This window comes from Clostridium sp. (assembly GCF_036643715.1).
In the GTDB taxonomy this organism is placed as follows: domain Bacteria; phylum Bacillota; class Clostridia; order Clostridiales; family Clostridiaceae; genus Clostridium.
Map to the genome: position 1 here is coordinate 1 of NZ_JAVXRL010000072.1, position 12,519 is coordinate 12,519.

A 12,519-nucleotide genomic window follows, 5' to 3' on the forward strand; every position below is an offset into this window, starting at 1 on the left:
AGTTATCTTACCTGCTTGAACTAATATGTCTCCTAATCTCATTTTTGTTTTCATAAATTTCACCAACCATTATTTTCTATCTCCTATTATTATACATCAGTTCACAAAATATTCAAAGATTTTACTTTATTTTTTTATCCCTCGAATTCGACAACCACGCCGTTTGTAGCTACCTTTATATGTAATCTTTATTCACTTTATGAATATTACGTTAAAATTCTCATTAACTTTTGTTTCAAACTTAATTTAAAGTATAAAAAAAGAACCCTATGTCTCCATAGAGTTCTTTTTTAACAAAAATTGTTAGATTTTAATACATTCCGTCCATACCCATTCCACCAGGAGCTGACATTGGTTCTTCCTTAGTTGGAATATCCACAACTGCCGCTTCTGTTGTTAAGAATGTTGATGCTACTGATGCAGCATTTTGAAGTGCTGATCTTGTAACCTTAGTTGGATCAACAATACCTGCTTTAATCATATTTATATATTGTCCTCTTAAAGCATCATATCCAATTCCAACTTCACTATTTCTAACCTTTTCAATTATTACTGAACCTTCAACACCTGCATTTGTTGCAATTTGTCTCATTGGTTCTTCTAAAGCTCTTACTATAATATCAATACCAACTTTAGTATCATAAACATCAGATGTTAACTCTCCTACCTTATTTAATACATTAACGTAAGCAGTTCCACCACCTGGTACTATTCCTTCTTCAACTGCAGCTTTTGTTGCAGCTAAAGCATCTTCTATTCTTAGCTTTCTTTCTTTAAGTTCAGTTTCTGTTGCAGCACCAACTTTAACTACAGCAACTCCACCAGCTAATTTAGCAAGTCTTTCTTGTAATTTTTCCTTATCAAATTCTGAAGTACTTTCTTCAAGTTGACTTCTTATTTGATTAACTCTTGCTTTTATTTCATTTGAAGATCCTTTTCCATTTACTATAGTTGTGCTATCTTTTGTTATCTTAATGCTTTCAGCTTGACCTAAGCTCTCTAAAGATACTTCTTTTAAGTCTTTTCCAAGTTCTTCTGATATAACTTCTCCACCAGTAAGAACTGCAATATCTTGAAGCATTTCTTTTCTTCTATCACCAAAACCTGGTGCCTTAACAGCTACGCAAGTAAATGTTCCTCTTAATTTATTAACAACTAATGTTGCCATAGCTTCGCCTTCAATGTCTTCTGCTATAATTACAAGCTTTCTTCCTGCTTGAACTATTTGTTCTAATATTGGAAGTATTTCTTGTATGTTTGTAATCTTTTTATCTGTAATTAGAACATATGGATTATCTAAGATTGCTTCCATCTTTTCAGTATCAGTAACCATGTATGCTGATACGTATCCTCTATCAAATTGCATACCTTCAACAACATCTAGTTCTGTTCCCATTGATTTTGATTCTTCAACAGTTATAACACCTTCTGTTCCTACTTTTTCCATAGCATCTGCAATAAGCTGTCCTATTGTTTCATCAGCTGCTGATATTGCTGCAACTCTTGCTATATCTTCTTTACCACTTACTGGTCTTGATATTTCTTTAATTTCTTCAACTGCCTTAGTAACTGCCATATTAATACCAGTTCTTATAAGCATTGGATTGGCTCCTGCTGTAACATTTTTAAGCCCTTCTCTAATTATAGCTTGAGCTAAAAGTGTTGCTGTTGTTGTACCATCTCCTGCAACATCATTTGTTCTTGTTGCAACTTCTTTTACAAGTTGCGCTCCCATATTTTCATATGGATCTTCAAGTTCTATTTCTCTTGCAATTGAAACACCATCATTTGTTATAAGTGGTGATCCAAATTTCTTATCTAAAACAACATTTCTTCCTTTAGGTCCAAGTGTTACCTTTACTGTATCTGCTAACTTATCAACACCTATTTGCATTGATCTTCTTGATTCTTCACCAAATTTAATCATCTTAGCCATTATAAAATCCCCCTTACTCCACTACTGCAAGTATATCGTCTTGCTTTAATATTATAAATTCTTCTCCATCAACTTTAACTTCTGTTCCTGCATACTTTGAATAAAGTACTTTATCATCAATTTTAACTTCCATATCAATTCTTTTTCCATCTGAAATTGCTCCAGGTCCAACGGCAACAACTATTGCCTCTTGTGGTCTCTCCTTTGCAGTTCCAGTTAAAACTATTCCGCTCTTTGTCTTTTCTTCTGCTTCCATTCTCTTAATAACAACTCTGTCTCCTAATGGTTTTATAGCCATCTTAAACCCTCCTAAACAATAATTAATCTTTTTAGCACTCTCTACGTTAGAGTGCTAATTATAATATAATAATATCTTTTCTATCTCTTTAATTCAAATATTTATTTAAATATTTTTACCTAAAATTTTATATTTATAACGAATTAGAGCAATATATTTCTATATTTCTCTAATTTCCTTTGATTTATAGCTTATTACTATACTATCCTACTTTCTCTCTAAATTAATATCTTTAAACTCATCTAACCTATCATTATCAGAAATAGATTTCTTAATCCCTAAGTTATTTATTCTATTAAAGACAACTTTAGCTCTCATAGCTGGTACAATAGTTCCAGCTCCATTTATACATCCACCTTCACACATCATACCTTCAATAAAATTACCGTTAAGCCTACCTATTTTAGCCATAGCCATAGCTTTCTTAATTTCATTTCCCCCAGATACTTTTACAGGCTTAAACTCAACATTAATATTATTCTCTCTTATATAACTTTCAATAGCACCAGTAAGTCCCCCATGTGCTCCAAATCCTCTTCCAAAAATTGAAGCATCATTAACTTCTTCTTCATCACATTTAACTGGATCAACATCAAAAGCTTCAAAAAGAGCTGTTAGTTCTTCAAAAGTAATAACATAATCAACGGCATCTTTAAGTTCCTTTTTAACTGCTTCATTTTTCTTTGCTGTACAAGGTCCTATAAAAACAACTTTCGCATCCTTATCCATCTTCTTGATTAATCTTCCTGTTGCAATCATTGGAGATACAGTATTTGATATATGAACCTCTTGATCTTTATAAAAATTTTCTACATATGTTAAAAACGCTGGGCAGCATGAATTGGTCATATACGAATCACCCTTTTCCATTCTTTCCTTAAACTCATTACACTCATGAACAGTTACTCCATCAGCACCACAAGCAGCTTCCACCATATGCACAAATCCTAATTTTTTCATTGCATTTTTGATTTTTCCATATGTTATATTGTTTCCAAACTGTCCTGCAATTGTTGGTGCAACAACAGCATACATTTTCCTTCCTTTTGCTAATCTCTTTGCAACTGGAACTATTAAGCTTTTATCTGATATAGCTCCAAACGGACAGGCTGCCATGCAAGCTCCACAATTAACGCACTTATCTTCCATTATTATAGCTCTTCTATCATCTGCATTTATATCAACTGCACCTGTAGGACACACTCGTTTACAAGGCCTCATAACTTCTGAAATGGCATCATAAGGACATGATTTCTTGCACATTCCACATTCTCTACATAGTTCTTGGTTAATGTATGCTCTTCCTGCAACATAAGTTATAGCTCCAAAATTACAAGCCTTTTGACACTTGTGAGCTATACAATTTCTACAAGAATCAGTAACACTAAACTTATTTATAGGACATCTATCACAAGCTGCTTCTATTACATAAATTATTTGTTCATCTGGTCTTATATCAATAAGTAAATCTTCCTCACTATCTCCATTTGATAAAAATCCTGATGCAAGTTTCGCTCTTTCAAGTACGATAGCTCTTTCTTTATAAATACAACATCTATAAAGTGCCTTATCTCCTTTTATTATTTTATAAGGAACTTTTTCTATTTCTTCCTTAGTTAATAAATCATTTTTGGCAAGTCTTGCTACCTCCGTTAATACTTCGTGCTTTAACTTATTTAATTGAGTTTCAAATTGAAACATACTACCTCCACAATAAAATTAATTCATCTTAAATTTTACCATATTTGTAAATTTTTATATACACTTTTAGTAGTAAAATATTCTTTTGAAAAAGGAATATTTTCTTGTTATAATACATATATAAATTTCTTAAAAGGGGGAATTTATATGTTAGAAAAGCATATTTGTGAATTATGTAATAGAGAGGTCCCACGTATAACTGAACATCATCTTATACCAAAAGCACGTGGTGGTAAATATTATGATACTGCTATGTTTTGTACTATGTGCCACACTCAAATCCATGCGCTATATAGTAATAGAGAACTAGCTGCAAGGTTGTTTTCACTTCCAAGACTTAAGTCTGATGAAAACATAAAGAAATATTTAAACTTTATAACAAAAATGCCTGGAGAGACTATAATTCCAATAAAAAAGGCTAAAAATAGACGTTACTAAAGAGCTAACTTTAAGTTAGCTCTTTAAATTTAAAGTTTTATTCCATTTTCTCTTGCATAGTAAAATAAGTACTGCTGAGCAAATCCAGATAAATCTCCAAACTTATCTCTTGCAAATATTCTTATTTTATTAAGTGATCCTTCTTCTGCACCATAAAAATGCATCATAGCTCTCTTAACCCAAACATCTACAGGAAATGCTGAATATTTGCTCATAGAAAACAGCATAATACAGTCTGATACTTTAGCACCAACACCTTTAAATTCTTGAAGGGCAATATGACACTCATCATCTGTTAATGATGTTATTCTATCTAAGTTAAATATACCTTCGCCATTTTCCAAATCTTCATTCACTCTAGCTACAGTATCAACTATATACTTGCTTCTAAATGATGCTCCAGTTTCTCTTATTTCATCTTCTGTTGCATCTTTTATCATTGATGGAGTTGGGAATGTATAGTAAGTTTCTCCATCATAGCATACTTCATTTCCCCATCTTTCACTTATCTTTTTTATTGTCTTTTTAATTGAAGGAATACTATTTCTAGCTGAAACAATAAAGCTTATAAGAAGCTCAAATGGTTCTTGATTTAATATTCTAATACCGTATCCAAAATCAACTGATTGTTTTAATATTTCATCTTTAGAAAGCTCTTCTTTTATTTTTTTATAATCTCTTTCTAAATCAAAATATTTAAACCAAATACTTTTAAAATCTTCTTCATTTGAATTTAATATTGTAACTTTATCCCCATCTTGGATAACTTCTATTACTCTTCCATAAGCAATTATTATGTAATCTTCATCACTTTTCTTTTCCCATCTAAAACATTGACCACATTCTAAAATCTGTTTAATATCAAAGTTTTTAACCTTTTCTAATATAACTTTATTATCTTCATAAATAACATTATTTAAATCCATATATATCACCTTTTTCTATCGTATTTTATAATTTCTTTTCTCTATTTATTATATCTTCTAAAATTGTTGCAGATACCCTTATCATCTCAGTACATGTTTTCTCATCTGAATTTATACTTCCTTTTATATCAGTACAATTTAGGCTTCCAAATCTTGCATGAAACTGTTTCATAAATTCTGCTGATAATTCTCTAACTATAGGACTTTCATGTCCTCTATCATTAGTAAACATAACTCCTATAACTGCTAAAGCTCCAGTTGCTGCACCACATGTACTTCCTATTCCCATACCTCCACCAAAAGATGCCATTATTTTAAGACTTTCTTTTGATAACCATAAATTATATTCTTCATTAGCTGCATATAATATACATTCTGCACAGTTTAAATCAAACTTTTTATCCCATAGTTCTATTGCCTTATTAACTAACATTTGTCCACCTACTAATCATTATCTATTAATTTCTTTTATTAATTATACCATAAATTCTCTTATTATAACCCCTTTTATCTTTTCCCATTTGTTAATATTCTATTTCTCTATACTTTATAAAATCTATCAACAATTAAGTATAAAAGAACAATATATAACATTAATAAATAATAAAACTCAGCCATACAGACAAGCCCTCGACTAATCTATATAACTGAGTTACTATACTTTATTAATTACTTAAATATTCATGTATTCCTAGCGCAGCTTTTTTACCTGCACCCATTGCAAGTATTACTGTTGCAGCTCCAGTTACTGCATCCCCACCTGCAAATACTCCCTCTCTTGAAGTAAGTCCACTCTCTTCTTGAATAGATACGCAACCTCTCTTATTTATTTCAAGACCTTTAGTAGTTGATGATATAAGAGGATTTGGTGATGTACCAAGTGACATTATTACTGTATCAACCTCAATAATAAATTCAGATCCTTTAATTTCTACTGGTCTTCTTCTACCTGATTCATCTGCTTCTAAAAGTTCCATCTTAATACACTTCATCCCTTTAACCCATCCATTCTCATCACTTATGATTTCAACTGGATTAGTTAAAATATCAAATATTACCCCTTCCTCTTTAGCATGATGAACTTCTTCTTTTCTTGCTGGAAGCTCTTCTTCACTTCTTCTATAAACAACATGAACTTCTGATCCAAGTCTTAATGCAGTTCTTGCTGCATCCATTGCAACATTTCCTCCACCAACAACAGCAACTTTATTACCTGACTTTATCGGTGTACTATATCCTTCTTTAAAAGCTTTCATAAGATTATTTCTTGTTAAAAATTCATTTGCAGAAAATACTCCATTTGAATTCTCTCCCTCTATTCCCATAAACTTTGGAAGTCCAGCTCCAGATCCTATAAATACAGCTTTAAATCCTTCCTCTTCAAACAATTCATCTATAGTTACAGTTCTTCCAACTATAACATTTGTCTCTATTTTAACTCCAAGCTTCTTAACATTTTCAATTTCACTTTTAACTACAGTATCTTTTGGAAGTCTAAATTCAGGTATTCCATAAACTAAAACCCCACCCGCTTCATGAAGTGCTTCAAATATAGTTACATCATATCCCATTTTAGCTAAATCACCAGCACAAGTAAGACCAGCTGGTCCGCTTCCTATAACTGCAACTTTTATTCCATTGCTTTCTTCTCTATCTGATAGATCAATGTTATTCTCTCTAGAAAAATCAGCTACAAACCTTTCAAGTTTACCTATTGATACTGCATCCCCTTTAATTCCAAGAACACACTTACCTTCGCACTGACTTTCCTGGGGGCATACTCTTCCACACACTGCAGGTAGTGCTGAATCTTTTGCTATTACTTTTGCAGCACCCTCAAAGTTTTCATTTTTTATTTCATTTATAAAATTAGGAATCTCTATACTTACAGGACATTTAGAAACACATTTTGGATTTTTACAATTTAAACATCTTAAAGATTCTTTAATTGCTTCTTCCTTGTTATATCCTAAACATACTTCTTCAAAGTTACTAGCTCTCACTTTAGGATCTTGCTCTTTAACGTTAACTTTTTTCATTCTATCTTGCATATTCATTATTTATCACCTCCACAATGTCCACATCCACCATGGTGAGTATCACCTTCTCTTGCCTTAAGGATATCTCTACCTTCTTCTGTTTTATACATTGCGCTTCTTCTCATAGCTTCATCAAAGTTAACTTTATGACCATCAAATTCAGGTCCATCAACGCATGCAAATTTAACTTCATCTCCAACAGTTACTCTGCATGCACCACACATGCCTGTCCCATCAACCATTATTGGATTTAAACTAACTGTTGTAGGAATGTTAAGTTCCTTTGTTAAATTGCACATAAACTTCATCATTATCATGGGACCTATAATTATTGCATGATCATATTTCTTTCCTTTATTATTGACTAAATCATTTAAGCAATCAGTAACTCTTCCATTAAAACCGTATGAACCATCATCAGTTGCAATATAAAGATTTCCAGAAACTTCTCTCATCTCATCTTCTAATATTAATAATTCCTTAGTTCTAGTTCCAACAATAACATCCACATTTACGCCATGTTCTTTCATCCATTTAACTTGTGGGTAAATAGGAGCTGCCCCAACTCCTCCTCCAACAAATAAAATATTTTGCTTTTTAAGATCCTCTAAGTTCTCATAAATAAATTCACTTGGTCTTCCAAGAGGTCCAACAAAGTCACTTACATAATCACCAACTTCAAATTTTGCAAGTTCTTTTGTACTATCCCCAATCTCTTGAAATACGATGCTTACTGTTCCTAAATCCTTATTAAAATCCGCAATAGTAAGTGGTATTCTTTCACCAAATTCATTATTTTTCACAATAATAAATTGCCCTGGTTTTGCAGATTTAGCTATTCTTTTTGCTTCAATATCCATAAGATATAAGTTTTGTGCAAGGATTCTCTTATTGACTATTTTAAACATATAAATTTCCCCCTTAACCATTTTGTTAAATTTTTCTCATTTTTATAAATTATAACATTTAATCATTTTTCTTTGCAACGAAAAAATAGGAACTCTCATTTTATTGAGAGTTCCTATTTAAAAATCATTATTTATTTTACTGTATATGTTGTACCACTTGAAATCCATTCATTTATGCTTTTATCTAATTGAGTTTTACCGTTTGCAATTACTTTAATATTGCTTGGTTTCCAATCATCATTAAACTCTGTGAATTTTTCTTTTCTAAGCCACATACTTTTTATATCACTATATTTAATGTTCTTATCTTGTAATTTTAAAGTATAAGTATCTTCTTGGTTTCTTTCAAAATCATTTCCTGGATTGTCTAATGTCCACTGCTCTTTTCTTCCATCTTTTGTTTCTATTCCAAAATAAACATAATCATTAGTTCCAGCATCTTTCTCATCTGCAGTTTTTAGAACAAGTACTAATTCATTAAGATTTGCATCTGTAATACTTTCCTCTGATACATCATTAATAAATCTATATATGTATCCCGCTGTTCCTTTTTGTGCATTTCCAACAGCATGTACAGCTGAATACTCCCAGTCTTCCCAGCTATTGCTCATAGTTGAGTGACTATAGTATAAGCTCTTAGCTTGTTTTGCCCAATAAGTTGAGTAATTCTTTGACCAATCATTAAAGTTTGTATTTTTTAATGTATCTTTATAGAAGGAATCATCTGTATTAAAACCTGTAGAATTTAGTCTATATGTATCTTTTCTTTCTTCTACATATGTTTCATACTTTACATGTCCTGGACTATCAACTGCTGTTACATTAGCTGCATGATATGGAGTATTTAAATCCCCAAAATAATGCATAGCCTGTCCAAAATACCAGCTAGCTTGTTCATAATTACCTTTAGCCCACTCATTTTTAGCTAAGGCTGTAAACTTTCTAGCTTGTGATTCTGCTGTATCTGAAACAGCATATGAAAGGTACCAGCTATTATCTTTAGAAAAATTATGATCAGTATCTGGATCCCAGAAATGGTCTTGATATAAATCATATGCATTTGGATCATAGTCTGGATATGTAGATCCAAGTTGGAATTTATGTAAGTTATCTTCTAGTATCTTTAAATTTTGTCTTATAATTTCTGGCTCATCCTTTGCTAAATCATTTTCTACCATTTTCACAGCTTGTGTAACAATTACTGAATGAGTCCCTGTTCCATCCTTTTTGCCATCCCATGCATATGCATTAGTAGTATATCCTATACACATTAGTCCCGTTAATGCAGTACAAGATAAAATCTTTAAAAGCTTCTTATTCATATTATTTTCCCCTTATTTCATCTTTAGTTAATCGTTTACCTAGTTGTAGTTAGCATTATTAAAAAAGACTCTTTTAACAATAAAAAAGTCTTTTTTTAAAATTAAGAGGTAATAAATTACCTCTTAATTATATATATATTAAATCTTTATTTCTATCTGCTGTAATCGAAGAAACCTTTTCCAGTCTTTCTTCCAAGCCATCCAGCTCTTACATACTTTCTTAAGATGTTTGATGCTCTGTACTTAGTATCACCAGTTTCACTGTATAATACGTCCATAATTGCTAAACAAACGTCTAATCCAATTAAATCTCCTAATGCTAAAGGTCCCATTGGGTGATTAGCACCATATTTCATAGCTGTATCTATATCTTCTGGTGAAGCTATTCCTTCTTGAAGAATGAATGATGCTTCGTTGATCATTGGGATTAAGATTCTGTTTACTACGAATCCTGGAGCTTCTGCAACTTCTACAGGCTCTTTTCCGATTTGTATTGATAGCTCTTTAACAGCGTCGAAAGTTTCTTGGCTTGTAGCTATTCCTCTTATGATTTCAACTAACTTCATTACTGGAGCTGGGTTGAAGAAGTGCATTCCGATAACTTTGTCAGCTCTGTTTGTAGCTGATGCAACTTCTGTTATTGATAATGATGAAGTATTTGAAGCTAAGATTGTTTCTGGTTTACAGATCTTATCTAACTCAGCAAATATTTCTTTCTTTATCTTCATGTTTTCTATAGCAGCTTCTACAACTAAATCACAGTCAGCAGCTAAGTTCATGTCTGTAGTTCCTGAAATTCTTGAAAGAATTTCTTCTTTAACTTCTTCAGTCATTTTTCCTTTAGTAACTAATCTTGTAAGTCCTTTGTTGATTCCAGTAATTCCTCTCTCAACAAATTCTTCCTTTATATCTCTAACTATTACTTCGTGACCCTTTTGTGCGAAAGCTTGAACGATACCAGCGCCCATAGTTCCTGCACCTAAAACAAATATCTTTTTCATTTAAATACCCTCCTCTAATTTTAAGTTGAAAGTTTTATTGAACTTCTTTAAATTGAGCAATTAATTCTGGTAATACTTTATTTACATCACCAACGATTGCGTAATCTGCAAGTTTCATAATTGGAGCAGTTTCATCTTTGTTGATTGCAATAATCATATCTGATTCTTGCATACCAGCAGCATGTTGAATTGCTCCTGAGATACCACAAGCAATGTATATGTTAGGTCTTACAGTTTTTCCTGTTTGACCAACTTGGTAATCTCTTTCTATCCATCCTTTATCTATAGCTCCTCTTGAAGCTGCAACTGATCCGCCAACAACTTCAGCTAATTCGTAAAGTTTATCAAAGCTTTCTTTGCTTCCAAGTCCTCTACCACCAGCTATAATGAAGTTTGCTTCACTTATATCTTCTATTTCTTTAGTTTCTTTAACTATTTCGATAACTTTTGTTCTTATATCTTCACTAGTTAAATTAACTTCTACTTCTTCAACGATGAAGTCAGCATTCTTTTCTTCAACCTTTGCAAATACTCCAGGTCTTACAGTAGCCATTTGAGGTCTGTGATCTGGACATGCGATTGTTGCCATTAAGTTACCACCAAATGCTGGTCTTGTAGCTAAAAGATCTCCGTTTGCTACTTCAACATCTAATTGAGTACAGTCAGCTGTTAATCCTGTTGATAATCTAGCTGCAACTCTTGGTCCTAAGTCTCTTCCTATGAAAGTAGCTCCTATGAATAATATTCCAGGCTTTCTTTCTGATGCTAAGTCACAAATAACTTTTGTGTATCCATCAGTTGTATAATGTTCTAGTAATTTGTTATCACATACTATAACATCATCTGCTCCATGTTCTCCTAAAGTGTCTGCTAAATCTTTAATATTACTTCCTAATAATAAAGCTGTTAGCTTAACTCCTAATTTATCTGCAATCTTTCTACCTTCGCCTAATAATTCTAATGATACTTTTTGTAATTCGCCTTCTCTTTGTTCAGCAAATACCCATACGCCATTATAATCTGCTATATTCATTTTAACTTACCTCCCAATTTTAGATGTAGTGTTTTTCTTTTAATTTTCCGATAACATATTTAGCTGCGTCCTTAGGACCTTCTTTAACTAATTCGCCAGCTCCCTTAGCTTCCTTAGTCATTGATTTTTTAACCTTTGTTGGTGAACCTTTTAGTCCTAGTTCTGCTTTATCTACATCTATATCATCTGCTGACCATATAGTAATTTCTTTCTCTGCTGTTTCGAATATTAATGAAACATTCATGTATCTTGGATGGTTTAATTCTTCAATTGCTGTTAAAAGACATGGTGTTTGAACTTTTATTAATTCATATCCATCTTCTAATGCTCTGTTTATTAATAATCCATCTTCTTCAACTGTAACTCCTTGAACGTAAGTTACTTGTGGTATATCTAAATGTTCTGCTATTTCTGGTCCAACTTGAGCTGTATCTCCATCGATCGCTTGTCTTCCAGCGAATATAACATCATAATCTAATCTCTTTATTGCTCCAGCTAAAGCTTTTGATGTAGCTAGTGTATCAGCTCCAGCGAATGCTCTATCTGTTATAAGAACTGCTTCGTCAGCTCCCATGCATAATGCTTCTCTTAAAGCATTTTGAGCTTGTGGAGGTCCCATACTTATTACAGTGATTTTCGCTCCGCTCTTTTCTTTTATTTGAAGTGCAGCTTCTAAAGCATGCTTATCTTCTGGATTTATTATTGATGGTACACCATCTCTTATAAGTGTTCCTGTTTTAGGATCTATCTTTACTGCTGTTGTATCTGGAACTTGTTTTAAACAAACTAATATATTCATTATTTAAAGCCCTCCCCTATCTTAATCTGCTTCCGGCGATAACCATCTTTTGAACTTCAGAAGTTCCTTCATAGATTTCAGTTATCTTAGCATCTCTCATCATTCTTTCTACTGGGTA

At 32.2% G+C, this 12,519-nt stretch carries 13 protein-coding genes; 1 reads left to right on the top strand and 12 read right to left on the bottom strand.

The annotated features are described in order from the left end of the window. Window positions 1-310: 310 nt before the first annotated feature. From groL to RSF37_RS14060, 3 genes are all read right to left on the bottom strand, one after another. Window positions 311-1,936 (bottom strand): chaperonin GroEL, encoded by a 1,626-nt coding sequence (gene groL, locus RSF37_RS14050; RefSeq protein WP_332565014.1) that lies wholly within the window; start codon window positions 1,934-1,936, stop codon window positions 311-313. A gap of 13 nt (window positions 1,937-1,949) precedes the next feature. Then, window positions 1,950-2,234 (bottom strand): co-chaperone GroES, encoded by a 285-nt coding sequence (gene groES / locus RSF37_RS14055; protein WP_332565015.1) that lies wholly within the window; start codon window positions 2,232-2,234, stop codon window positions 1,950-1,952. 207 nt (window positions 2,235-2,441) lie between these two features. Next, window positions 2,442-3,935: a 4Fe-4S dicluster domain-containing protein gene (locus RSF37_RS14060; RefSeq protein WP_332565016.1), complete on the bottom strand. Its 1,494-nt coding sequence runs from the start codon at window positions 3,933-3,935 to the stop codon at window positions 2,442-2,444. Window positions 3,936-4,082: 147 nt separating this feature from the next. Here RSF37_RS14060 and RSF37_RS14065 point away from each other — a divergent pair, with 147 nt between their 5' ends. Continuing rightward, window positions 4,083-4,373, top strand: a complete 291-nt coding sequence (locus RSF37_RS14065) for an HNH endonuclease (protein ID WP_332565017.1) — start codon at window positions 4,083-4,085, stop codon at window positions 4,371-4,373. A 29-nt stretch (window positions 4,374-4,402) separates the two neighbouring features. On the opposite strand, the gene RSF37_RS14070 is transcribed toward RSF37_RS14065, so the two are convergent. The 9 genes from RSF37_RS14070 to RSF37_RS14110 form a co-directional block, all read right to left on the bottom strand. Further along, the gene (locus RSF37_RS14070; RefSeq protein ID WP_332565018.1) at window positions 4,403-5,299 is read right to left on the bottom strand and encodes a DNA-3-methyladenine glycosylase family protein; all 897 of its coding nucleotides are present in this window, start codon (window positions 5,297-5,299) and stop codon (window positions 4,403-4,405) included. A gap of 25 nt (window positions 5,300-5,324) precedes the next feature. After that, complete coding sequence (locus RSF37_RS14075) at window positions 5,325-5,732, bottom strand: C-GCAxxG-C-C family (seleno)protein (RefSeq protein WP_332565019.1); 408 nt, start codon at window positions 5,730-5,732, stop codon at window positions 5,325-5,327. A gap of 232 nt (window positions 5,733-5,964) precedes the next feature. Continuing rightward, window positions 5,965-7,356 carry an NADPH-dependent glutamate synthase gene (gene gltA / locus RSF37_RS14080; RefSeq protein WP_332565020.1) on the bottom strand — a complete coding sequence of 464 codons (1,392 nt, stop codon included), beginning with the start codon at window positions 7,354-7,356 and terminating at the stop codon, window positions 5,965-5,967. After that, a complete protein-coding gene (locus RSF37_RS14085; protein ID WP_332565021.1) occupies window positions 7,356-8,246 on the bottom strand; it encodes a sulfide/dihydroorotate dehydrogenase-like FAD/NAD-binding protein in 891 nt (296 codons plus the stop codon). The genes gltA and RSF37_RS14085 overlap by 1 nt, the downstream gene beginning before the upstream one ends. 131 nt (window positions 8,247-8,377) lie before the next feature. Beyond that, window positions 8,378-9,568 carry a phospholipase C gene (locus tag RSF37_RS14090; protein WP_332565022.1) on the bottom strand — a complete coding sequence of 397 codons (1,191 nt, stop codon included), beginning with the start codon at window positions 9,566-9,568 and terminating at the stop codon, window positions 8,378-8,380. A gap of 152 nt (window positions 9,569-9,720) precedes the next feature. Continuing rightward, a complete protein-coding gene (locus tag RSF37_RS14095; protein ID WP_332565023.1) occupies window positions 9,721-10,569 on the bottom strand; it encodes a 3-hydroxybutyryl-CoA dehydrogenase in 849 nt (282 codons plus the stop codon). Window positions 10,570-10,603: 34 nt separating this feature from the next. Continuing rightward, entirely contained in the window at window positions 10,604-11,602 is a 999-nt protein-coding gene (locus RSF37_RS14100; RefSeq protein WP_332565024.1) for an electron transfer flavoprotein subunit alpha/FixB family protein, read from the bottom strand. Window positions 11,603-11,621: 19 nt separating this feature from the next. Further along, window positions 11,622-12,401 (bottom strand): electron transfer flavoprotein subunit beta/FixA family protein, encoded by a 780-nt coding sequence (locus RSF37_RS14105; protein ID WP_332565025.1) that lies wholly within the window; start codon window positions 12,399-12,401, stop codon window positions 11,622-11,624. 16 nt (window positions 12,402-12,417) lie between these two features. After that, window positions 12,418-12,519: acyl-CoA dehydrogenase family protein (locus tag RSF37_RS14110; protein ID WP_332565026.1), on the bottom strand; the 102-nt coding region annotated here is incomplete at its 5' end.